The organism is Photobacterium marinum (assembly GCF_000331515.1).
In the GTDB taxonomy this organism is placed as follows: Bacteria; Pseudomonadota; Gammaproteobacteria; order Enterobacterales; family Vibrionaceae; genus Photobacterium; species Photobacterium marinum.
Genome location: NZ_AMZO01000017.1, coordinates 1 through 23,775 on the forward strand (window position 1 = coordinate 1; position 23,775 = coordinate 23,775).

16 protein-coding genes are annotated in these 23,775 nt (G+C 43.8%); 9 read left to right on the plus strand and 7 right to left on the minus strand.

The features are described 5' to 3' along the window. Positions 1 to 238: 238 nt before the first annotated feature. The 3 genes from C942_RS11960 to C942_RS11970 all read left to right on the plus strand — a co-directional run bounded on the left by C942_RS11960 (position 239) and on the right by C942_RS11970 (position 6,133). On the plus strand, positions 239 to 1,357 hold the full coding sequence (locus tag C942_RS11960) for a pyridoxal phosphate-dependent aminotransferase (RefSeq protein WP_007466068.1): 1,119 nt from the start codon (positions 239 to 241) through the stop codon (positions 1,355 to 1,357). 427 nt (positions 1,358 to 1,784) lie between these two features. Further along, positions 1,785 to 2,867 carry a porin gene (locus C942_RS11965; RefSeq protein WP_007466070.1) on the plus strand — a complete coding sequence of 361 codons (1,083 nt, stop codon included), beginning with the start codon at positions 1,785 to 1,787 and terminating at the stop codon, positions 2,865 to 2,867. 59 nt (positions 2,868 to 2,926) lie between these two features. Beyond that, entirely contained in the window at positions 2,927 to 6,133 is a 3,207-nt protein-coding gene (locus tag C942_RS11970; protein WP_007466071.1) for an ExeM/NucH family extracellular endonuclease, read from the plus strand. Between the two features lie 129 nt (positions 6,134 to 6,262). Here the strand turns inward: C942_RS11970 and deoR are convergent, their stop codons facing one another. The 3 genes from deoR to C942_RS11985 all read right to left on the minus strand — a co-directional run bounded on the left by deoR (position 6,263) and on the right by C942_RS11985 (position 8,545). Further along, positions 6,263 to 7,003 carry a DNA-binding transcriptional repressor DeoR gene (gene deoR, locus C942_RS11975; protein WP_007466073.1) on the minus strand — a complete coding sequence of 247 codons (741 nt, stop codon included), beginning with the start codon at positions 7,001 to 7,003 and terminating at the stop codon, positions 6,263 to 6,265. A 247-nt stretch (positions 7,004 to 7,250) separates the two neighbouring features. Further along, positions 7,251 to 7,634 (minus strand): bactofilin family protein, encoded by a 384-nt coding sequence (locus C942_RS11980; RefSeq protein WP_332308697.1) that lies wholly within the window; start codon positions 7,632 to 7,634, stop codon positions 7,251 to 7,253. Then, the gene (locus tag C942_RS11985; RefSeq protein WP_036799917.1) at positions 7,595 to 8,545 is read right to left on the minus strand and encodes a M23 family metallopeptidase; all 951 of its coding nucleotides are present in this window, start codon (positions 8,543 to 8,545) and stop codon (positions 7,595 to 7,597) included. The genes C942_RS11980 and C942_RS11985 overlap by 40 nt, the downstream gene beginning before the upstream one ends. Before the next feature lie 225 nt (positions 8,546 to 8,770). Here C942_RS11985 and C942_RS11990 point away from each other — a divergent pair, with 225 nt between their 5' ends. Together C942_RS11990 and C942_RS11995 are read left to right on the plus strand one after the other, a co-directional pair. After that, the gene (locus C942_RS11990) at positions 8,771 to 9,874 is read left to right on the plus strand and encodes an efflux RND transporter periplasmic adaptor subunit (protein ID WP_007466078.1); all 1,104 of its coding nucleotides are present in this window, start codon (positions 8,771 to 8,773) and stop codon (positions 9,872 to 9,874) included. Beyond that, entirely contained in the window at positions 9,874 to 13,053 is a 3,180-nt protein-coding gene (locus tag C942_RS11995) for an efflux RND transporter permease subunit (RefSeq protein WP_007466080.1), read from the plus strand. The genes C942_RS11990 and C942_RS11995 overlap by 1 nt, the downstream gene beginning before the upstream one ends. 216 nt (positions 13,054 to 13,269) lie before the next feature. Here C942_RS11995 and cydB read toward each other — a convergent pair whose 3' ends face one another. Together cydB and C942_RS12005 are read right to left on the minus strand one after the other, a co-directional pair. Next, on the minus strand, positions 13,270 to 14,268 hold the full coding sequence (cydB, locus tag C942_RS12000; RefSeq protein ID WP_007466082.1) for a cytochrome d ubiquinol oxidase subunit II: 999 nt from the start codon (positions 14,266 to 14,268) through the stop codon (positions 13,270 to 13,272). A gap of 8 nt (positions 14,269 to 14,276) precedes the next feature. Continuing rightward, positions 14,277 to 15,662, minus strand: a complete 1,386-nt coding sequence (locus C942_RS12005; protein ID WP_007466084.1) for a cytochrome ubiquinol oxidase subunit I — start codon at positions 15,660 to 15,662, stop codon at positions 14,277 to 14,279. Positions 15,663 to 16,219: 557 nt separating this feature from the next. On the opposite strand from C942_RS12005, the gene C942_RS12010 reads away from it, so the two are divergent. Further along, positions 16,220 to 17,470: an NADH:ubiquinone reductase (Na(+)-transporting) subunit B gene (locus C942_RS12010; protein ID WP_007466086.1), complete on the plus strand. Its 1,251-nt coding sequence runs from the start codon at positions 16,220 to 16,222 to the stop codon at positions 17,468 to 17,470. Between the two features lie 72 nt (positions 17,471 to 17,542). Here C942_RS12010 and C942_RS12015 read toward each other — a convergent pair whose 3' ends face one another. Next, positions 17,543 to 18,400 carry a GNAT family N-acetyltransferase gene (locus C942_RS12015; protein ID WP_007466089.1) on the minus strand — a complete coding sequence of 286 codons (858 nt, stop codon included), beginning with the start codon at positions 18,398 to 18,400 and terminating at the stop codon, positions 17,543 to 17,545. Positions 18,401 to 18,887: 487 nt separating this feature from the next. Here C942_RS12015 and C942_RS12020 point away from each other — a divergent pair, with 487 nt between their 5' ends. After that, positions 18,888 to 19,376, plus strand: coding sequence for a L,D-transpeptidase family protein (locus tag C942_RS12020; protein WP_007466091.1), 489 nt, complete (start codon positions 18,888 to 18,890; stop codon positions 19,374 to 19,376). A 126-nt stretch (positions 19,377 to 19,502) separates the two neighbouring features. Here C942_RS12020 and C942_RS12025 read toward each other — a convergent pair whose 3' ends face one another. Then, complete coding sequence (locus C942_RS12025; RefSeq protein ID WP_007466093.1) at positions 19,503 to 20,177, minus strand: fructose-6-phosphate aldolase; 675 nt, start codon at positions 20,175 to 20,177, stop codon at positions 19,503 to 19,505. Positions 20,178 to 20,349: 172 nt separating this feature from the next. On the opposite strand from C942_RS12025, the gene C942_RS12030 reads away from it, so the two are divergent. Next, on the plus strand, positions 20,350 to 21,258 hold the full coding sequence (locus C942_RS12030) for a glycyl-radical enzyme activating protein (RefSeq protein WP_007466095.1): 909 nt from the start codon (positions 20,350 to 20,352) through the stop codon (positions 21,256 to 21,258). Between the two features lie 4 nt (positions 21,259 to 21,262). Continuing rightward, positions 21,263 to 23,689 carry a formate C-acetyltransferase/glycerol dehydratase family glycyl radical enzyme gene (locus tag C942_RS12035; protein ID WP_007466097.1) on the plus strand — a complete coding sequence of 809 codons (2,427 nt, stop codon included), beginning with the start codon at positions 21,263 to 21,265 and terminating at the stop codon, positions 23,687 to 23,689. Positions 23,690 to 23,775: the final 86 nt, after the last annotated feature.

Here is a 23,775-nt window from a genome sequence, read left to right on the forward strand (position 1 = left end):
TCGAGTCCACTCAGACGCACCACTTCTTCTCGAAAGAGATTAAAAGCCTGTTCGCAAGAGCAGGCTTTTTTGCTTTTTAATCACAGTTAAACTGTATGAGCTATCGACTAGCACCTACTTACTCCCGCTATTTATCGCGTCAGCGGGATCTTTCCTGTCCTATCATTACTCAATGACATTTATCACCGACATCGTTTCCGACTACGTGCACGAAGCCTGTGTATCCGAGATTAAACACATGGCAATGTTAAGTGCAAAAGTACCTGGCGCTGTTTCGCTCGCATGGGGACTCCCCTCTTTCAGAACACCGCAATATATTCGGGAAGGCGTCATTGAAAGGCTTAATCAGGATCCAGACGCAGGAAAGTATACCTTGCCCGACGGACTGCCTGAGTTTCGGGAACTTGTCGCAGCAAAACACCTTGCTGAAACTGGCATTCAGGTATCACCCGATGACAATATCATGATCACTGCAGGAAACATGCAAGGGCTCAACACCATGTTCCATACTATGCTTGATCCCGGCGATGAAATTATTCTTACCGATCCCTGTTTCCCTTCCCACATTCAGCAAATCATTCTATTCAATGGCAAGGCTGTTTACTGGCCTCTAGATGAAGCAAATAACTGGCGCTTAAACCTTGAAACATTACCAAGCCTAATTACAGACAAGACTCAGGCCATCGTGCTTGTTTCACCATCAAATCCAACGGGTAAAATCTTCACGAAAGAGGAGTTGCTTCTTGTCGGAGAAATCGCTTTTCAACACAATATCTTTGTCATCATCGATGACCCCTACAGCTCATTTACCTATGAGAACAAAGAAAAGTTCTTCAATCTGGCCAGTGTCAAAAAATACCAAGAGCACATTGTTTATCTGCACTCATTCTCTAAAGCTTATGCTATGAGCGGATGGCGATTAGGTTATATGATCATGCCTCAGGAGCTAAAGCAGGAAGCGATAAAGGTTCATGATGCTACGATGATATGTGCGCCAAGGATCTCACAACTGGCAGGTATTGTCGCACTCTCCTCCCCTTCACCACACAAAGAAGAATACTCGTCTATTTTGGCAAAACGACGAGCTCTAATGGCTGAAAGGCTTACTAATATCCCGCATATTTTTTCATGGCAAAAACCGGAAGGCGCTTATTACATGTTTCCCCAAATTGTGACTAACCATAAAAATTCAACTTCATTCGCCATAGACCTACTGAATAATGCAAAGGTGACAGTTACTCCCGGCAGCGCTTTCGGACCATCAGGCGAACATCATGTGAGAATGGCTTACTGTGTTGACGAAGACACTATTAATATTGCCTTTGATCGTATTGAAAACTACTTTTCCATAAAATAAAATTGTGAATTAATATCCAGAATAACCATCAATAAAATTAAATTCACAAATAAGCAATCAACTAAATCCATTAACCAGTGTAGTTAAAGCTAATACTATCCCCCCCTAAAAGACAGTGAAATTTTATTCACTCTAAACTGAATTAATTTCTCACTGACAATTAATTTTTGCTTATTCCAACCACCTCAAGCACAGATAAAAAACATTCCCCAAAGGTATTCCCCAACCAAACTTCAACAATCGACCAATGTGAAAATAATCACATTTTAAACAAAAAAGAAAATAACAAGAAAATTTATAAATCAATGACATTATTGACAGTTATCACAAAAACAAAAGCACCTTGTTGCAGTGATACATACGCAGTGTGATTATAAGAACAAAATAAACCACTCAATGTTACTATAGTAACAAACAAGGTCGCATAATGGACGTTAAAACGACTCATAAAACTGCTTTAGCGGTACTTATCTCCGCTATTTTCGCTGCTCCGTGCTTACAAGCTGCCACTATTTACCAAGATGATAATGGTGATTATCTGAAATTATACGGTGAAGTCGGTGTTGGTGGTCATTTCGGTGCTGATGTTGATTCTGGTGAATTCTATTCAGATGACAGCTACATTGATGACTCATTCGCAACAATGGGTATCAAAGGTAAAAACGGCGAAATTTTCTATCGTTTAGAACTGGATTACGAACGTGAAAACTGGAAAGGTGGTTCCGGTGATATGACCATGAGCATTGATAAAATGTTCCTGGGTTACCAATTAAATGATTACCACTATTTTGAAGTTGGTCTGACTGATACCGCGTTCGACGATTATGATAAATGGGGTGATTTTACCTTTGATACTACAGTTGAAACAGGCGAAGCCGGTGACCAGGATGCAACTGTAAAATACGAAGGCACTTACGGTGACTTCAAACTTGGCACATCTTACAGCTACAACGCAAAATCTTCTTCCGGTTCCCTTCTTGGTGATGTAGTTAACGGTTACTTCGGTTACTTCGGCGAACGCTTCTCTGCAGTTCTAGGTCTTGAGGGCCGCGGCGGTTCAGAAGGTGAATCTAAATATGGTGAACAATGGCTTGCCGGCTTTGGTATGCGTTTTGCCGTAACTGACAGCGTGCTACTGGGTATTAACGGTTATTACGAAGAAGAAGACATTGCAGATAGCAAAACTGTTGTTGATGTAAGTGATCCTAATAACCCTATTAGTGCTTATAACGATTACCAGAAACAGAAAAATAAAGGCGCATTGGTTTCAGCAAAATACATCTTCAACGAAAAGTGGGAAATGGTTGCTTCATCTAACTATGAAACCTATGAGAAATGGGATGAAACAAGCCAGCAGTGGGATACAAAACACCACAAATGGGGTAGCAGTCGTACCTGGGGTACGCTTGGTGTGAACTTTAAACCTACCCGCTCATCTGTAATTGCAATTGAAGGCAATGTCGGCGAAGCCTCACAAGATGCCTACGCTTACGCACGCGTTTATTTCTAATTCCACTCACTGAAAGACTCCCGCAAAAAACTCACAGTGAGCAATGAAGAGACAGAACAATGAAGAAAAAAGTAACTCTTTTATCCGCTGCGATTACAGCAGCCCTAGCCGCCCCTGCATTTGCAGGCATCAACGATATTATTATTTCTGAATATGTTGAAGGTTCGGATAATAACAAAGCAATTGAAATCAAAAACATTGGAGCTTCTGAATTTTCATTTAATGATGACTATGGCCTTTTTTACAACAATGGCTTACATAACAACATCATAGAAACTGACAAGAAAGTCTCTGTATTAAAAGACATCAAATTAAAACAAAATGAAGTTGCTGTCATTATTGATAAATCAGCAAGTGATGCATTAAAAAAAGCCGTTCGTGATAACATTAGCGACACTAAAAACATTATCGAAGCTGATACATATATCTACGATAATAAAAACTTTAATTCAATGAACTTTAATGGCGATGAGTCAATTTTTATCGCTGATAAAGACAATCATAATGTTAAGCACGATCTTATAGGAAGAGCCACCTATAAAAAATACTGGGGAAGCAATAAAACATTCCGTCGTATTGAGCAAGCAGAAAAGCCTAAAACCACATTTAGCACCACAGATTGGGTTGAAGAAGCAAAAGATACTTTCAGTGGCCTAGGTGACCCAACATTAGCTGATAAACCACCAGTTGAAACCCCTTGTAAGGATGCCGCAGGCACAGTCAATTCAAAAACTATTGCTGACATTCAAGGCAAGGGTTTCCACTCCCCTTTGATCAATAAAGATACCTTACAAAGTGATGAGGAATACCTTGTTACAGGCGTTGTAACAAATGTTACTACCACTTTAGAGAACGGCTTTTATATTCAAAGCTCTGATGGTGACAACGAAACCTCAGACGGTATTTTTGTTGCGACCAAATCCGGTGTCGATTCTGGCATGATTGGCCAGAAAGTTTGTGTTAGGGGGATTGTTAAAGAAGAATCAGATCGTACTCAGCTAGAACCAACCGATGATAAGTGGGAAGTTGTAGAAGCAAAAGCAACAGTTCCTGCCGCTGAGAAAATTGAGCGTATAGCTAAGGATGGTACTAACTTCAAAGCCACTTTAGAGCGCTATGAAGGCATGCTGGTTAAACTACCGAAGGATCTTGACCCCAATGAAGATGGTGCTCAAGATATGCGCGTTTCTCGTACCTTCAGCCGTGACTATGATGTAAGCCGTAACAACATGGTTTTGGCATATAAGCGACCAAACATGCATCCAAACCAGGACAATATTGCAGGTAGTATTGAATCAGCCCTTCAGGCGGAAGAAAACAAAAACTCTCGTTTAATCGTCGAAAGCGATGCATCACCAAGCGATGGTGTGATTCCTTATTTCCCTAAGTTTAAAGAAAAACCTAAAGAAAATTACATTCGAATTAATGATAGTGTGATCGGTCTAGAAGGTACACTGACATATTCAGACAATGAATATAGACTAATCGCAACCAATGAAATATCTGGAACAGTTAAAAAAGTCATTAATGTAAATGACGGCGATGTGAAAATTGTTCATAACCTTGATCGCACATCAAAGCCAGTGCTAAATGATAAAGTTGATTACGATAAATTTGCGCTGAGGATTGCAACTCAAAACGTACTTAACTATTTCAATTCACCTTTCGGTGGAGCTGAAAATAGTCATGGTGAAGACCGAGGTGCTCCATCTGATTTTGAGTTCAGTCGTCAACACGATAAAATCATAAAAGCAATAAATGGCCTTGATGCAGACATCATTGGGTTGATGGAAATCGAAAATAACGGTTTCGGTGACTTAAGTGCAATTTCTCAACTTGTCGATGGAATAAACATAAACTATCACAAAGATTACCTATCAGATAAAAAATATGCCTTTGTTGGTTTCGACTCAGATGGCAATGCGATTATTGACGAGAAAGACTCAATTGGTGGTGACGTCATTACTTCGGGTCTCCTTTATCGCCCAAGCAAAGTAACTCTTGAGTACTCAAAAGTCATCCCAATGCCATCACAACAAGCTCCGATTATTGCTGACGAAAATGGCTCACCAATTATTGAAACGGACAAATATGGTAACACTGAAGTTCGTGAAAACGGTAAAAATTACCAGCGGAACACTGTAACAGCGATATTCAAAGTTAATAATACTGGTAAAAAATTAACTGTTGCTGTTAACCACCTTAAATCCAAAGGTTCTACCTGCTGGGAGGACTGGCAAGGTTGGCAAGAGTGGAAAGAAAAGGAAGGATTCAACCCATCAAAAGATGAGGTAAAAAATGAAGATTTCCAGGGTAACTGTGAGAACTTCCGTATAGCCGCAGCAGTCCAACTCGGTGAAGAAATGGCTAAGATGGGCGGTGATCAAGTTGTAATGGGTGATATGAACTCTTACGCTAATGAAGATCCAATGCTGGTACTGACAAACAACCCAACAGGCAAGGCGCTAAAAGCAGCAAGCTATACATATATTGGTAAGATGCCTCAGTTTGGTCCAAATGGAGCAACAATTACTAAATCATATGGCTTCCTTAACACTGTCAGCATTAAAGACAAAGAAAAAGGCCACTCAAGCTGGAGTTATTCTTACAATGACGAAATTGGCTCACTGGATCATATCCTGATAACAAAAAGCCTAGAAGATAAACTGCTTGATGCTACTGATTGGCATATCAATGCTGCCGAGTCAAACCTGTACGATTACAAAGATGCGTATAAAGGCTATAACGGTAATGGTTTCTATGAAAAAAGCCCATATCGCTCATCCGACCATGACTCTGCAATAATGGCATTATCGTATAAATATGGTGAAACTGACGGTGCACCAATCCTAATTCCAAGCAAAAGCGGTGTTATTCAGGTTGCGTATCCAATTGCTAGTAAAAATGCTAGATCTGGTGACATTGCCGAAATTTCTTTCTCTCCAATGCCTGAAGATATGCAAACAGCTAGCTTGCCTCAGAAAGAACTTACTAAAGATGGTGCACAAACAGTCATGCTGGATGTTGCAGGCGTTACTCCTGGCATTTACACCGTTACAATGCAGTTGAAACGTCCGGTAAGTGTTAAGTCTGCAAACTCTGTAGTTCCAGATTCAACTGTAACTATGCAAGTTGAAGTTGAAAAGCGTGACTCACTGGCACCAAAAGCAACAGTTCAGCCTTACGATGGCACCGGTGGTTCATTCGGTATCTTCGGTCTGCTGTCTATGCTTGGTCTTGGCTTCCTGCGTCGTAGTAAGAAGTAAAGAATCAACATTGTAAAAAGCAATAAAGAAAAAGAGGCTTAATAAAGCCTCTTTTTTTAATTCGTATAAATTACCATTTTAGTGAACAACTATTTTGTACACCTTCTTTACCCAAATTAATATTAACAGCTAGAAATAGGCTTTATATTCCACAGGTAGTTCAGTGTCAGAAATAACCTGATGTATATCTGACAACTTACATACAAATGCTGACTTTACTTTTCCAAACTTAGAATGATCTGCAGCCAGTATTACATTTTTACCTTGTTTTATTGCCCGCATTTTATATGGTAATTCATGAAAAGAGTAACAAGTGATACCATGTTCAATATCAACACCTGCGGCTGAAAGAAATACTAAGTCAAACCGTATATTATCTATCTCACTGTTAACACCGAGCGGATAGAAGTTATTAAACCTGGGATCATAACCGCCCCCACACAATACTGCTTTGCAATTTGTTTTGCTCTTCAAAGCCAGAAAAACATTTAACGAAAAACAAACACCAGTAAAGCTGACTTTATCGTTAATCGCTTGAATTATGTGAACTATTGTCGTTCCATTGTCAAAAAAAACAGTTTGATTTTCAGCAATTAAGCTGGCCGCGTGACTGCCTATTTTTATTTTCTCATTTACGTTATTTATTGTTTGTTCATTAATTACATACTCACGTTCGGCTGTATTAACTTGCTTATTGATAATATAGCCACCAATAAGGCTGATAAAGGGGTTTGAATCGCTTAAATCGCGTCGAATTGTCATTTCAGATACAGAAAGACTATCGGCTGCATCTTTTAAATGTAACTTTTCGCGTCCAACCAAAAGCTCAGAAAGCTGTTTAAGTCTTTTATCTCTCTTTGTCTCAGACATCTATCTCCCTGATACTTAAACATTTAGCCATGAATTTAATAAGGTACTGATGGCATTTATATGCAATTACATCAGCATATGATTTTGTTCTATGAAAATAATAATATAACAGCTTATTTTAACCAGAAAGCCAACCAGTTCAATCTGGATAACAGTAGAATCTGGGATTAAGCACAAAATCACTAGCAAATAAAAAGCTCACCACAAAAGGTGAGCTTTATATTTGTATAAAATCACAAAACAGGGCTTACTCGTTAACCGCTTTCTGCTCTGGCTTCTTCTTCATATTTTTTGCAGACGCTTTCTCTTTCGGTGAAAGTTCTACCACTTGCTCTTTTTCTGCCGGGTGAGTGCTACCCAGGAAGCAACCACCGCGATCGATGCTCAGATCGTCACAGTAAATCGTACCCGTTACTTTTCCCTTATCCAGAATCTCAATTGCGTTAGCATAGCAAGTACCTTCAATCAGACCGTTTACCACGATCTTGTCGGCGTAAATCTCACCTTTCAGACGGCCAGAGTTACTAACGACCAAGGTTTTCTCCAAGCGCAGCTTACCTTCAATGATACCATCAACCTGAATATCACATGCTAGCTGGAGCTCTCCTGTGATGTTACAGCCCTTTGCGATGACAGTTGTAGTTGCGTGCTGACTCGTTGTTCCACCTTGTTTATTAAAGATACCCATTTTATTTTTCTCTCTTTTTCGAAAATATGTTCAAAGTTATCCATTCCCCAATCAACAAACGGGCGTGGATTTAATGGCCTGCCAACAAACCGGATTTCATAATGCAGATGCGGCCCGGACGACAAACCCGAATTGCCAGAGTAACCAATCAGATCGCCCTTATTGACAAAGTCTCCGCTACGGACAGCAAACTTCTTTAAATGTGAATAAGAAGATGTAAAGCCAAAAGAATGCTGAAGCCGGATGAAATTACCCGAACCTTTATTACTTGGACGAACAGTTTCAACAACACCATCAGCCGGGGCATAGATAGGGGTTCCGATATTGACCGCAAAATCTAAACCAGCATGTAAGCGAACCTTACCGGTAACCGGGTGCTTCCTTTTACCATACTGTGATGACTGTCGGGCATTTTTGACCGGAGCACCATTCGGTAAGCTCTCGAGCACTGCAACTCTGACTGCAGAATTAATGGCTGCGACATCTAACCGCGCTTCCAGAGGCGCTTCACCGTCAGCATTCACACCGAGCAAGTTTTCCAACTCCCCCAGCCTGTCAGAAACAAGGGTTAACCGAGACTCCCTTTCACCAAGATCATGTTCCAGCTCATCTTTTAGATCTTTAAGCTCATCAAGTTCTTCATTCAGAGAGTAAGAACGCTTTTCCAATTCTTCCTGTTTGATTTTGGCAAAATCGACCTCATTCATTAGATAGAAGATCGAGCCAAGGGTGACGAGTGATACGGTTACAGCAGCAGCCACGGCCCAACGAATCCCCTTTTGTGCTTTCAGCCCCAAATGGAAATGCCTGGATCCGTTAACCGTGGATACCGAAATAATGATACGTTCCTTCATGGAAATGCGTTTCTCTATAAATCTCTTCATAGATAGGCGACCACATCCTGATACAGCTTAAGGGCATTTTGTGAATCAGGATGTAAAGTTAACAATGCAGCCAATAAACGAGGCGATAAATTGCTATCATATTCAACTTCATAACAGCGCAGTTGGCATAAAAAATTTCACTCCTCCTGTGTAGCGACCAAAGATCCAACAAAATGCTGACAAGGAAAGTAGCAAATGATCCCATTCAAACAGACAATCTCACGAAACCCCTGGATAATTTCCATTTTTATCCTGCTTGCAATTGGTATTTGGTTGCTAAGTGGTATCAACAGCACTCCTGAACAGGAGCCCTCAGACTCCTCGGCAAACACCCAATCTACATCCTCAGCCCCTCTCGCAAAAGTTGTTATCTCTACCCTCGAAACCCAACCAATTAGCCGCTCGATTTCTCTTTACGGTCGAACAGCTCCGGATAGACAAGCTACCTTGGGAGCTGAAGTCTCCGGAAAAGTTGATGCATTGCGTGTGCGTAAGGGAGACAGAGTAAAAGCAGGTCAGGCACTGATTCAGCTTGATAAAGCTGACCGTCAACTTCAATTAAAGCGTGCCGAAGCACTGCTAACTGTAAGAAAAAAAGAACATAAAGCGGCAAAATCGCTCAGGGACCGCGGTTTGCAGGGCGAAGTCGCTTTCAGTCAGGCAGAGGCAGCACTTATTGAGGCCAAGGCAACGGTTCGAAACCTTGAGCTGGCGCTGGAAAATACCGTAATTACAGCTCCATTCGATGGCATTGTAGAGATCCTGCATATAGAAAAGGGAGATTTCCTTGGCATAGGTGATCCGGTTGCCACTGTAGTCGACCTTGATCCACTTGTAATCAGCGCCGATGTTAGCGAACGCCATATACTGCAAGTTTACAACGGACAAGAAGCGTCAATTTCACTGATAACCGGCCTGACGGCCTCAGGTATATTACGCTACAAAGCAACAGTTGCTTCTGAACAAACCAATACCTTTGCAGTTGAGATAGAAATCCCCAACCCAGAAATGAAACTCTCAGCCGGAATCAGTGCTGATGTCGCCCTTGCGCTGGATACACAGCAAGCAGTCAAGATCACTCCATCCATGCTGGCATTAGATGAAGCCGGCAACCTTGGAATCAAAACCATCATCAATGATAACGAAGTGAAATTTATTCCTATTTCCATCGTCAAGGTTGAACCTGACGGAGTATGGTTAGGCGGCGTTAAAAATCAGGTTAATGTCATCACCACAGGTCAGGGCTTTGTCCGTAACGGCGACCGTGTTATTCCGGTCAGAGACGCGGAGAGTAACTGATGTTTGCGATAATAGATGCGGCCCTCAGCCGCTCCCGAACAATGCTCACCCTGCTGGCACTCATCCTGACAGCCGGAATCGTGGTGTATCAGGTGATCCCAAAAGAATCGAATCCAGACGTCGCTATTCCGATCATCTATGCTTCTGTCACCCATGAAGGGATAAGCCCTGAAGACTCTGAACGCTTACTGGCGCGACCTCTGGAGAAAGAATTACAGTCGATTGAAAATGTAAAAGAGATGCGTACGACGGCAGCAGAAGGATATGCTTCCGTCGTCCTTGAATTCAACGCCGGAGCCAATCTGAACGAAGCGCTGACCGATGTTCGTGAAGCGGTGGATATCGCCAAAGCTCAGCTACCCGATGAAAGTGACGAACCCACAGTACACGAAATTACCATTGCCAGCTTCGACCCTATCCTGTCGATGGTTCTTTACGGTACCGTTCCTGAAAGGACCACAATTCAAATTGCCAGGGAACTGCAAGATAAACTAGAGAGCTTCAAGCAAGTATTGGAAGTCGATATTGCCGGTGACCGTGAAGATGTGGTCGAAGTGCTGGTTGAGCCTTTACTGATGGAAAGTTACGGACTCGACCAGAATGATGTTTTTAATCTAGTCGCCAGGAACAACCGGGTTGTTGCTGCCGGCTTTATCGATAGTGGCCACGGTCGATTCTCAGTTAAGGTCCCGTCGGTATTTGACTCGCTCAAAGACATCCTTGAACTGCCCATAAAGGTTGACGGCAATACTGTTGTAACCTTCGGCGATATAGCGACCGTTCGTCGCTCATACCGAGATCCAAACAGCTTTGCCCGCCTGAATGGTCAACCCGCTGTAGTACTCGATGTTAAAAAGCGCGCTGGTGAAAACATCATTGAAACGGTTGAAATTGTTAAAAAGGTTGTTGAAGAAGCCCAAAAGACATCAATGTGGCCGGATAACCTTCTGGTCGAATACACGCTGGATCAATCCAAAGATGTCAAAATTATGCTCAATGATCTGCAGAACAATATTTTGTCTGCAATCATTCTTGTGGTTGTGGTGATTCTGGCAATTTTAGGTTCCCGTACAGCTTTACTAATCGGCATCTCGATTCCCGGCTCCTTCCTGACGGGTCTACTGGTTCTGGCGATGGGCGGACTGACCATCAATATCATGGTGCTGTTCTCCTTGATCATGGCGGTCGGTATGCTGGTAGACGGGGCAATTGTTGTTACTGAGTACGCTGATCGACGGATGCAGGAAAGTATTCCTCGTAAACAAGCTTACCAGGAAGCAGCTAAGCGTATGGCATGGCCAATAACCGCTTCGACAGCAACGACACTGGCAGCGTTTGCTCCTATGTTGTTCTGGCCTGATGTTACCGGTGAATTTATGCGTTATCTGCCGTTAACCCTGATAGCTACGCTTAGTGCTTCTCTTGTCATGGCAATGCTGTTTGTTCCAGTTTTGGGGAGTGTTATCGGCAAACCTCAACATATCAGCAAACCGGAGCGACAACGGCGAATTGCCCTAGAAAGAGGTCACTTTGACCAGGCTAAAGGGCTGACTCGTATTTATCTGTCCACCCTTGCCGTTGCCATCCGTCACCCAGGGAAAATCTTGATTGGTGCCCTGCTCTTTGCTGCTGCCATCGGTTTTAGCTATTCAAAAGCCGGGCTTGGGATGGTGTTCTTCCCTGAAGTCGATCCCCCGTTTTTTACAATTAAGGCCCGATCTCATGGCGATTTATCTATTTATGAAAAAGATAAGCTCATGCAGAAAATTGAAAGCCGGGTTCTGGGTACAGAAGGTTTGAGCAGTGTTTACACCCGTACCGGCGGTGATGATCAGATCGGCTACATTGTTCTTAACCCATTAGACTGGCAATACCGCCCGCCAGTGAAAGAGATCATTGCTGAATTACGTGAAAAGACAGCAGATTTGGCAGGCGTTGAGCTGGAATTTAAATTCCCTGAAGCCGGACCGCCAAGCGATCATGATCTGGTTATTGAGATCAGCGGCACCAATACCGTGCAGATGTCGAGAGCCGTAAAACAGGTACGTCACTGGATTGAATCTCAACCGGCTTTTACCAATATTTCAGACTCAGACAACAAAGAAGGAATCGACTGGGAAATCAACATTAACCGCGATGATGCGGCACGCTTTGGCGGCGATGCAACATTAGTCGGCAATACCGTTCAGTTCGTTACCAACGGCCTGAAAATCGGCGAATATCTGCCTGATGATACCGATGATGAAGTTGATATCTTGGTCAGATACCCAAGCAACCAGCGTGACATTGGCCGTTTTGATGAACTGAGAGTCAAAACTCAGTATGGTTTGATCCCTATTACCAATTTCGCCACGGTTCAGCCATCACCAAAACAAGGAACTATCAGCCGTATTGACGGGAAACGGGTCCTCGAAGTCATGGCAGACATGGCTCCGGGCTATAACCTCAGTCTGGAACTACCTAAAGTACAGGCTGAACTGGAAAAGCTCCCACTTGGAGAGAACATCTCGTTCAAACTCAGGGGGCAAAATGAGGAGCAGGAAAACTCATCGGCGTTCTTATTCTCGGCATTTTTAGTCGCACTGGCCGCCATCGGACTGATCCTTATCACTCAGTTCAACAGCTTCTATCAGGCCTTATTGATTCTGAGCGCCGTCCTGTTCTCAACCATCGGCGTTTTCCTCGGATTGCTGATTTTCCAGCGTCCATTCGGAATCGTGATGTCCGGTATCGGGGTCATTTCCCTTGCTGGAATTGTTGTTAATAACAACATTGTTCTTATCGATACCTATAACCAACTAAGGAGAAAAGGCTACGACAAAACCCTGGCAGTCATGCACACCGGCTCCCAGCGTTTAAGGCCAGTGCTGTTAACCACTATCACCACCATACTTGGTCTAATGCCAATGGTACTTGAGATGAACATTGACCTTATAAGCCGTAAAGTAGAGTTCGGAGCGCCAAGTACCCAATGGTGGTCACAGCTGGCAACAGCCGTGTCCGGTGGCCTTGCATTTGCGACCGTACTTACGCTGATCCTCACCCCTTGCCTGCTGATGCTGGGGCGGGATAAACAGCGAAAAGAGCATATTCCGGAAAAATATCCGGCGCCAGAGACAGAACTGCAAAGAGAGAAACAAACGCAAGATGCAGACATAAAAGCAGAAGAAGTTCTATAAGAACTTGACCACTGTCTTTTGACTCATTCGCTCTAACTTTAGTCGGATCATATCCACTTATGATCCGGCTATTATTTTCCTTCTGATTTTAAACAACTGCATGCTCTCAGGCTGGAGACAACACCCAGCGTATTATCATAGCCAGCAGCAACACAGATAAGACACCGCCACACCATAACGCAATAAACCACAGCCATCGTTTAAAGCAGGGATTCATTAGTGATACCCCTCATCTTCATTCAACTTGCCGCGGAAAACCCAATAAGAATAAGCGGTATAAGCAATAATTAACGGCAGCAGAATCACTGCTCCGCTCAACAAAAATTTCAGGCTGGTATCGGGCGCTGCGGCTTCGGTATAAGTCAGGCTGTGCGGCACAATATACGGGAATGTACTTACACCGAAGCCTAACGAAGCCAGGAAAAACAAGCCTAAACTCGCCAGATAAGCTTTCACCGGCTTGTGCTCAATCAGGTCTTTAAACAGCAGGTAAACCAAATACGTTGAGCCCGCAGGAATTAGCAGGAACAATAAGGCCTGCGGAAATGAGAACCAACGCTCTGCAATCTGGCTGTTCCCCAAAGGCAACCAAATGCTGAGAACAACCACCATCACAACCATAATCAATGCACACTTTTTAGCTATTGAATAATAACGAGAGAGATATGGTGTAGGCAGCTTAATCAACAGCCAACAAGCCCCCAGCAAACTGTAGGCTGCGACAGTCACGAATCCACAAAAAACACTAAATGGTGTAAACCAGTCAAACCAACCGCCACTGTACTGACGTCCTGCAACCTCTATACCCTGCAACAAAGTCCCCAGCATCATCCCTTGGGTAAAAGTTGCCACCAGCGAGCCGATGAAAAAGGAACTGTCCCAAAGGAACTTTCCTCGTGTTGTCCGGAACCGATATTCAAAAGCAACACCGCGAAAGATCAGCCCGAGTAACATCATAGTCAGCGGCGCATACAAAGCAGGCATAACTACTGAATAAGCCAGCGGAAAAACTGCAAATAAACCACCACCGCCCAGCACCAGCCAGGTTTCATTACCATCCCAGACCGGAGCAACACTGTTCATCATCAGATCTCGTTCCTTTTCTGACTCTCCGCCCAGGAACAAGATGCCGATCCCCAAGTCAAAGCCATCCAGAATGACATAAGCAAATACAGCTACGGCAATTAAGATGTACCATATCAGCGCGTAATCCATATGGCCTCCTAAGGATTCAAGTGAGTAGTGGTGGTAATTCCTGGGCTGGCTTTGGCTGATTTACTATCCAGTGCCTCCTGATATTTCGTCGGCGACTTACGCATCAAGCGCAAAATGTAAAAGAAACCGGCGCCAAAAACACTGAAATAGACGACGACAAAAGCAGCCAATGACACACTGACAGCAGCAGCGTCAACAGGAGAAACCGAGTCCGCCGTTCTGAGTAAGCCATATACGGTATACGGCTGACGACCAACCTCTGTTGTTATCCAGCCACATAAAATGGCAATAAAGCCGGCCGGTGCCATCGCCACACAAGAGCGATGGAACAGTTCGTTATGGTAGAGCTCATTTTTCTTTCGCAGCCAAAGACTATAAAGCCCTATAGCCAACATCAGGAAACCCAGGCCGACCATAATTCGGAAGCTCCAGAAAACTATAGTTACCGGGGGATGTTGATCTTCAGGGAAGGCATCCAGCCCCTTCACTTCACCATTCCATTCATGTTTGAGAATGACACTACCCAAGTGAGGTATCGCGATTTTGTAATCAACTCGTTTAGTCTCTTCATTCGGAATCCCGAATAAGATCAAAGGCGCGCCTTTCTGAGTTTCAAAATGCCCTTCCATCGCAGCAACTTTAGCAGGCTGGTGCTCCAAGGTATTCAAGCCATGTAAATCCCCGACGACAACCTGTATAGGCGTGACAATCGCCGCCATCCACATCGCCATCGAAAACATGGTTCTGGCCAAATGGTTATGCTGGGATCGCAACAGATGATAAGCAGCAACACCGCCAACAACAAACGCTGTTGTCAGGTAAGCAGCCAACACCATATGGACTAATCGATACGGGAAAGAAGGATTAAAGATAACCGCCCACCAATCCTCTGGAATGAATTGCCCCAATTCATTAACCGAGTAACCAGCAGGTGTCTGCATCCAACTGTTAACGGATAAAATCCAAAATGCTGACAGCAACGTGCCTATTGCGACGATCAACGTTGAAAGGAAATGCAATTTTTTACCAACACGATTCATGCCAAACAACATCACACCAAGAAAACCGGCCTCAAGGAAAAAGGCAGTAAAGACTTCATATCCCATCAGCGGTCCCAGTACCGGGCCTGTTTTATCAGCGAAAACGCCCCAGTTAGTACCAAACTGGTAGCTCATCACAATGCCGCTGACGACACCCATACCAAAACTGATGGCGAAGATCTTCACCCAGTAATGATAAAGCTCGATGTACTTATGTTTACCGGTTTTAAGGTAAAGGCCTTCAAGTACTGCAAGGTAACTTGCCAGCCCGATAGTGAAAGCTGGAAAGATGATGTGAAATGAGACGGTAAAAGCAAATTGAAATCGTGCCAGATCAATCGCGAGTTCATCCATGTCGGCTCCTTAACCCGCACCGATAAGGTCATAATGATGCGAGTGTAATCAATGCCAAACGCTAGCAATATAAACTACGAATAAAACAATTTAGTTAAAGATACGTTTAAGTATCTATTATGGTTCAATACTCACAACTCGGTCGAAGTTTAGTCCTTCTATAATCGAGAGATGACAAAATAAGCTTACTTAGCTTAAATAACTTCAACTTTATATTATATTTTCCACACAGCCTAATACCACACATTATTTAGTGTTATTACAGCAAAAAATACAGCACTAATAATGTGGTTATTGTCTTAACCAAATTAAAAACAGCGAAGAAAAAGCATTAAGAGCCTGAAGCTTAGACATAAAAACACAAGAAACACAAGAAACACATCAACTTGCAGTTACACTCACCAATAGAATAATTGAGTAATATTAACACCACATCTATATTTAAATTAACTCGCCTAAATGAACCACTCAGCCCCGACCTTCGTAACTTACAACAGTAATTTACATTGGTTAACTTCATACGCTTATTATTTAGTGTCTGATATGAGGGCTGTTAAATGGGACTTAAACGCACTCTTGAAAAAATGGAACCGGCTTTTGAGCCCGGCGGTAAATATCAAAAATGGTATGCCGTGTATGAAGCTGTCGCTACGATTTTCTATACTCCCGGTCAAGTAACATCCGGACAAACCCATATTCGCGATAGTGTTGATTTGAAACGCATCATGATAATGGTCTGGCTGGCTACCTTCCCGGCTTTATTTTGGGGAATGTACAATGTCGGTAATCAGGCTATTGTGGCTCTCAATAGCATCTACACACCGGAACAAATTGCTTCACTTATTGATGAAAACTGGCGTTATGCTGCAACCCTATCACTGGGCGGAACGTTGGCTGAATCTGCTGGTTGGGGAAGTAAACTCCTTTTGGGAGCTATGCATTTCCTGCCAATTTATATTACGGTATTCATTGTCGGTGGCTTCTGGGAAGTATTGTTCGCTGTAGTACGTAAGCACGAAATCAACGAAGGCTTCTTCGTCTCATCAATTCTGTTTGCCTTAATCGTGCCCCCTACTCTACCTTTATGGCAGGCAGCACTTGGTATCACCTTTGGTATTGTTGTCGCTAAAGAAATATTCGGCGGTACAGGCAGAAACTTTGTCAATCCGGCGCTGGCGGGACGAGCCTTTCTGTATTTCGCTTATCCTGCGCAGATTTCAGGCGGGCTGGTCTGGACAGCGGCAGATGGCTATACCGGCGCAACAGCCTTAACCCAATGGGCCGACAACGGATCAACCGCACTGATTCATAATGCCACCGGAGAAGTCATCACCTGGATGGATGCCTTTATAGGCAATATCCCCGGATCCATTGGTGAAGTATCCACTTTAGGGTTGCTCCTTGGCGGTGCCATGATCATTTTTATGAGAATCGCATCGTGGCGTATTGTAGTCGGCGTATTTATTGGCATGGTCGTCACAGCAACATTGCTCAACATTATCGGCTCGGATACCAACCCTATGTTTTCAATGCCATTCTGGTGGCATCTGGTACTCGGAGGCTTTGCTTTCGGTATGTTGTTTATGGCAACAGATCCAGTTTCTGCCGCTTTTACTGATAACGGGAAGTGGGCTTACGGATTGTTAATTGGTGTAATGGCGGTATTAATACGAGTTATCAATCCGGCTTATCCGGAAGGCATCATGCTGGCAATACTGTTTGCCAACCTGTTTGCGCCTTTATTTGATTTTGTCGTAACCAGATCGAATATCAAGCGGCGAATGAAGCGTATTAATCCGGCAAGTTAGTAACAAAAATAGGTATGGTTCAATGTGAACCATACCCGCGCTATTCGAGGTTTCCGGTTTTGAAGGCCGACATTAAGCCATGCTTTCGACAAAAATAACCGGATCCTGATAACTTATTGCCCAACCGTCATCCATCAGTTCCTCAATGACATCGTCATTCATATCTGTAAATGCTTCACTCAGAATTCCGCAGATCGCCTCGCCACCCGGAGTCAAAGCTAATGCAGAGAACCAAGGCATCAAACGAATATTTGCCTCAAGTAAGCGCAAGTGAAGATGCTTAAGGTCATTACGAGCAATATTAATGATTGTATTGGCTAAACTGGTGGCTATGCCCTGTCTTCTGAAAGAAGTTGAAACAAAAACAGTATGCAGAGACAACTCATAGCAAAGTTCACCACGATGAACCGGAAAACGGTGATCTTCAATATAACGACTGAATACCGCAGTCGCCACCAGTTGCTCATCTCGATAAACCATCAGGGCAATGTCATTCTCTTCATGGTAAGAACGACTGAATGGTGAAGCCAATACCTCAGCTTCTAAAGACTGAGTGAGCTCTTCTGCACCACAAAGCCTGTGGATTTCAGAGTAAGCATCTGCCAACGGCAGAACCGTCATAACAGCATTATCCAACATCAGAGGCTCAGTTACTCCCAGCAACGTCAGTTCATTGATCGGGGTTAGTTTTACTTGCTGGTACAATGAACGAGCCAAATGGCCATTACTGACTGGATGACCGCCCTCATCAATGCGAAATACATCTTCAGTATTGGTGTTGGCATCAGTGTCAAAAATATAAACTCGGGTGTTTAACTGAGTCTGCTTCGAAGATGCACAAGTCACCGCTTCCTGCCAAAAGCGGCAAGACTGGAAAAATTGATACGAAGTATCTTCCTGAACATAGATGTGATAACGATTTGATGGCATCAACAACGCTCCCTGCTTATAAACAAACCACAGCAATTAAGCCGGTTGCATAATAGCAGAATACTTTCCCCACAGCTGCTGTTCTTAAAGAAGTTGTGAGGCATTTGCTATTTGGTGATCCTGATCGCTTATTTTTAGCTCAATTTATTTGCTAATCTGTCGGGTTATTGGCGACAAAATAATGACAGCAAAAATTATTTTTTGACGGTTAAAAATTTATCAGATTTATATCAATGGATTGAATTTATGGTGTTTAATATTTAACCACCTTAGAACAAATCCGACCACAAAACTGGTTGAAAATTGTTCGGCCATTTATTAAAGTCAGCAATGTCAGAACGATGTCAAAACTTATAAAAGTCGCGATGACGTATCACTTTAATCATTAATCCAATGGACAAGGAACCATATGAATAAGTGAATTTATCCTCTGAATTATTTAGCAGTGTCACCCTATATATAAAACCTAAATAAAAATAAGTAGTTAATGAAAACCCTATTACTATCATTATTACTGGTTATTTCACAAAGTGTTTTTGCATTTAGTGACAGACCAACAGCGGATTACGTTCTGGTAAAAAAAGCTGAAAGGAAACTATTTCTAATCAAGAACAACCAAATATTTAAAGAATACAATATTAGTCTTGGAAAACAGCCAGTTGGGCACAAATTCAAGCGTGGTGACTATCGTACACCGGAAGGTGTTTATGAAATTGACTTTAGAAACAGACAAAGTAAGTTTCATTTGAGCCTTCATATTAACTACCCGAACCAACAGGATATTGAAAGAGCCAGAATGTTAGGTGTAGATCCGGGTGGAGATATTTTTATCCATGGCTTGCCTAATGGCAAAAATAAACCTTTACTTTATAAGGGTGTTGACTGGACCCGAGGCTGCATTGCAGTAAATAACCCACAAATAAGGGAAATTGCGCAATTTGTTCCGGATGGAACACCAATTCAAATATCTCCTTAGTCAGACTTCAATGTCTTACTAAAAAGACAAAATAACAATAATATTTATGTAAACCATTTGATGAGGGCTAACGCCCTCATTTTTTTATCTTTTATTTCTGAAGATAAGTACTTATCCCGATTGGTATTAACTTTCGAATGAAAGCTTTTCACCAAATGCGTTTTCCCAGTCAAGACTGAACTGCGAAACAGCAGGCTCAACCGCCGGGTGTCCCAACATCTGGCTCATCACATCAACTGGCAGGGTAATCGCACCAATGCCTAACTTCATCACTTCAGTGACCTGTTGAGTATTTTTGAAGCTTGCCGCCAGAATTTTGCTATTCAAACCGTGCCTTTCCAGCAACTGCTGCAAATCAGCAACTGCCTTTACACCGTCCGCTCCCATACCATCGATACGATTAACGTAAGGAGCAAGATAGTCTGCACCAGCCAGCGCCGCTAAGAATCCCTGATGTGCAGAGTAGATCGCGGTTGCCAGCACCTGAATACCTTCAGCCTTCATTTTACGGATTGCAGCAAGGCCTGTTTCTGTCGCAGGTACTTTAACAACCATGTCATATGGCAATTCGTTAATTTGTTTTGCTTCCTCAACCATGCCATCAACCGTCTTACTGACAACCTGCGCATGGAAACGTGCATCAGCACCTAACACTTCAGCCATCTCGGCCAGCACTTCATTAAGACCCTTTCCACCTTTCGCCAAAATTGTCGGATTGGTGGTGATCCCGCGTAACGGCAAACATTCGTTAAAACGTGCAACCTGCGCTACATCAGCTGTATCAAGATAAAACTCTAACATCGTACATACCTCACCTTGTTCTGTTGTTGCTAACTATAGCTGGCATGAGTTAACGACAATTTGATCAAAATCAACTCAACTTTCGTTCACAACAACTAAAGTTTCGATAAACGAAAGATGCCAATTTCATTTACCAGTTAAAAACCGCCAAAACTAAAAGGCCGAGGTGAACGTGTATTTCAATATTCAACGCTTCTCAACCCATGATGGCGACGGGATCCGTTCGATCCTTTTCTTAAAAGGATGCAGCCTCGCCTGCCCATGGTGTCAAAACCCGGAAAGCCGCAGCCCTGATCTGTCATTACTCTATGATCAAAGGCTTTGTCTTTCTGACTGCAATTTATGTCAGGACAAAAGCGATCATATCAACCGGGACGACAACGACGTTCTCACAATCGACCGTGACTGCCTGACAACCAATGACATTGAAAATCTCAGAGACGTCTGTCCGAGCCAGGCATTAACTGTCTGTGGCAAAGAAGAAACCGTTGATGAGCTGTGTGAACAGCTACTGAAAGACAAACCCTTCTATCTACAAAGCGAGGGCGGAGTAACATTTTCCGGTGGTGAGCCCCTACTCCAGCCGGATATGGTCAGCGCCATTGCCAGCCGCATGCACGAAGAAGGTATCAACACGGCTGTCGAAACCTGCCTTCATGTGCCGTGGAAGAACATCGAAAAGGTGCTGCCGCACATTGACTGCTGGCTGACCGACCTGAAACACACCGATAACGACATTTTTCTAAGCTGGGCACACGGCTCGCTGAAAAGGATTCATTCAAATCTTGAGAAACTGGCAAAACATGCCAAACGGATCATTATCCGTGTGCCTGTTGTTCCTGGATTTAATGACAATGAAGTTGCACTGAAAAAGATTATTGATTTTGCAGCAGGGCTGGACAACTGCGATGAGCTCCACCTGCTGCCCTATCACACCCTCGGCATCAATAAATACCAGCTGCTCGACATGCCGTATTTATGTGCCGACAAACCATTGAACAAACCGGAACTGCTGGAGACAGCCTGTTCGTATGCAAGCACACATCCAGTACAAACAATTAACGTGAAGATCAGAGGGTAACAAGATGAAACTGAACCATTTACCAGAGCGAATTCAGGCCCATAAACATGCGTTGATCAATATTGTGACACCGCCGATTTGTACCGAACGGGCTGAAGCCTATACAAGAGCTTATCAGGAAAACGAAGATAAGCCGGTTGTCGTTCGACGCGCACTGGCACTGGCCGAACACCTGCAAACCCGGACGATCTGGATTAAACACGATGAACTGATTGTTGGTAATCAGGCCAGCAAAGTAAGGGCTGCACCTATTTTTCCTGAGTACACCGTACGCTGGCTTGAAGCAGAAATTGATGATCTTGCCGATCGTCCGGGTGCTGGTTTTGCAGTGACTTCGGAAGACAAAGATGCCATCCACCAACTAACACCATACTGGCGAGGAAAAACAGTACAGGATCGTTGTTATGGCCTGTTTACTGATGAGCAACAAGCAATCCTGGCTTCAACCATTATCAAAGCAGAAGGTAACATGACATCTGGCGATGCCCACCTTGCCGTAGATAATGAAAAACTGTTAAAAATCGGCCTTAACGGACTGCTTGAAGAAACACGCCAGCATCGTTCTGCGCTGGATCTGGCTGACTGGAACGATCTGAAACGCGAACAGTTTTTGAAATCTGTCGAAATTGTGTTGCTTGCCGTTCAGCAACACATCCTGAAATACGCCGACCTTGCTCAAACGATGGCAGATCATGAACCCCGCGAGCAGCGCAGTAAAGAACTGCGTACCATTGCTGAACACTGCCGTCATATTGCTACTGAGCCGCCGCGTAATTTCTGGCAGGCATTGCAGCTTTGCTATTTCGTTCAACTGGTGCTTCAAATTGAATCAAACGGCCACTCTGTGTCATTTGGACGTATGGACCAATACCTTCACAGCTTCTACGAGCAGGATGTTAACCTTGAACAAACCATCAGTCGTGAGTTTGCTATCGAGCTTCTACAAAGCTGCTGGCTCAAACTGCTTGAAGTTAACAAAATCCGTTCAGGCAGCCATTCAAAAGCCTCTGCCGGAAGTCCGCTGTATCAGAATGTCACCATTGGCGGTCAACAACTTGATAATTTTGGTGAACCAAAAGACGCCGTCAATAGTCTGTCATGGGCAATATTGGAATCCTGTGGTCAGCTTCGCTCAACCCAGCCAAACCTAAGTGTTCGTTATCATGAAGGCCTGGATCAGGACTTCCTGATGGGCTGTATCGATGTCATCAAGTGCGGTTTCGGCATGCCAGCCTTCAACAATGATGAAATCGTCATTCCTGAATTCATCAAAATGGGTGTCGAACGCCAGGATGCCTACAACTACTCTGCTATCGGCTGTATCGAAACTGCCGTTCCGGGCAAATGGGGTTACCGCTGTACCGGTATGAGCTTCATTAACTTTGCCCGCGTATTGCTGGCTGCACTTGATGGTGGTCGTGATGCTACAACCGGTGAGACTTTCCTGGAGCACGATAAATCACTCAGCAATAACAACTTCCAAAGCTTCGACGACGTTATGCAGGCATGGCGTGACCAAATCAGCTATTACACCAGAAAGTCAATCGAAATTGACTGTGTGGTTGACTCCGTACTGGAACAACAGGCTCACGATATTTTCTGCTCATCATTGGTTGATGACTGTCTGGCACGCGGTAAAACAGTGAAAGAAGGCGGCGCAAAATACGACTGGGTATCCGGCCTTCAGGTAGGTATTGCTAACCTGGGTAACAGCCTTGCAGCAGTGAAACATATGGTCTTCGACCAGCCGCAAATCAGCCAGCCGGAACTGGCCGATGCTCTTGCTAATGATTTTGCCGACAGCGAGGGAGAACAGCTTCGACTTCGCCTGCAAAACTTTGCACCGAAATTCGGTAACGATGACGACACAGTGGATAACCTGCTGATTGAAGCTTATCAGGCCTATATCGATGCTCTGTCAAACTTCCATAACACCCGACACGGACGCGGCCCTATTGGCGGAGGCTACTATGCCGGTACATCCAGTATTTCGGCTAACGTGCCTTTCGGCTCCGCTACCATGGCAACACCTGACGGTCGTAAAGCGAAAACTCCGCTGGCTGAAGGCTCAAGCCCGTCATCTGGTACAGATATTAAAGGCCCGACGGCGGTATATAACTCGGTAGGTAAACTTCACACCGATAAAATCCTGGGCGGTGTTCTGCTTAATCAGAAACTGTCACCGGCTTCAGTCGAAAGTGAAAGCGATAAACTGAAACTAAGCATGCTGCTGAGAACCTTCTTCAACCACCACAAAGGCTGGCACGTTCAGTACAACATTGTGTCACGAGATACATTACTTGCCGCTAAAGAAAATCCAGAGCAATACCGCGACCTGGTTGTCCGTGTTGCCGGTTACTCGGCATTCTTCACGGCTCTGTCACCAGAAGCACAGGACGATATCATCGCCCGTACCGAGCATAGCCTGTAATTCTCAGGCGTTAAGGCACCCAAACTAAGCAAAAGAAAATCCCCGCCAGAAGCTGTACTCTCTGACGGGGATTTTCATTTTCAGGC

Coding starts and splice junctions, on each gene's coding strand:
- C942_RS11960 (WP_007466068.1), top strand. CDS start 239: ATGGCAATGTTAAGTGCAAAAGTACCTGGCGCTGTTTCGCTCGCATGG.
- C942_RS12015 (WP_007466089.1), bottom strand. CDS start 18,400: ATGCCATCAAATCGTTATCACATCTATGTTCAGGAAGATACTTCGTAT.
- C942_RS11995 (WP_007466080.1), top strand. CDS start 9,874: ATGTTTGCGATAATAGATGCGGCCCTCAGCCGCTCCCGAACAATGCTC.
- C942_RS12025 (WP_007466093.1), bottom strand. CDS start 20,177: ATGTTAGAGTTTTATCTTGATACAGCTGATGTAGCGCAGGTTGCACGT.
- C942_RS12010 (WP_007466086.1), top strand. CDS start 16,220: ATGGGACTTAAACGCACTCTTGAAAAAATGGAACCGGCTTTTGAGCCC.
- cydB (WP_007466082.1), bottom strand. CDS start 14,268: ATGGATTACGCGCTGATATGGTACATCTTAATTGCCGTAGCTGTATTT.
- C942_RS11970 (WP_007466071.1), top strand. CDS start 2,927: ATGAAGAAAAAAGTAACTCTTTTATCCGCTGCGATTACAGCAGCCCTA.
- C942_RS11985 (WP_036799917.1), bottom strand. CDS start 8,545: ATGAAGGAACGTATCATTATTTCGGTATCCACGGTTAACGGATCCAGG.
- C942_RS12035 (WP_007466097.1), top strand. CDS start 21,263: ATGAAACTGAACCATTTACCAGAGCGAATTCAGGCCCATAAACATGCG.
- C942_RS11965 (WP_007466070.1), top strand. CDS start 1,785: ATGGACGTTAAAACGACTCATAAAACTGCTTTAGCGGTACTTATCTCC.
- deoR (WP_007466073.1), bottom strand. CDS start 7,003: ATGTCTGAGACAAAGAGAGATAAAAGACTTAAACAGCTTTCTGAGCTT.
- C942_RS11990 (WP_007466078.1), top strand. CDS start 8,771: ATGATCCCATTCAAACAGACAATCTCACGAAACCCCTGGATAATTTCC.
- C942_RS12020 (WP_007466091.1), top strand. CDS start 18,888: ATGAAAACCCTATTACTATCATTATTACTGGTTATTTCACAAAGTGTT.
- C942_RS12005 (WP_007466084.1), bottom strand. CDS start 15,662: ATGGATGAACTCGCGATTGATCTGGCACGATTTCAATTTGCTTTTACC.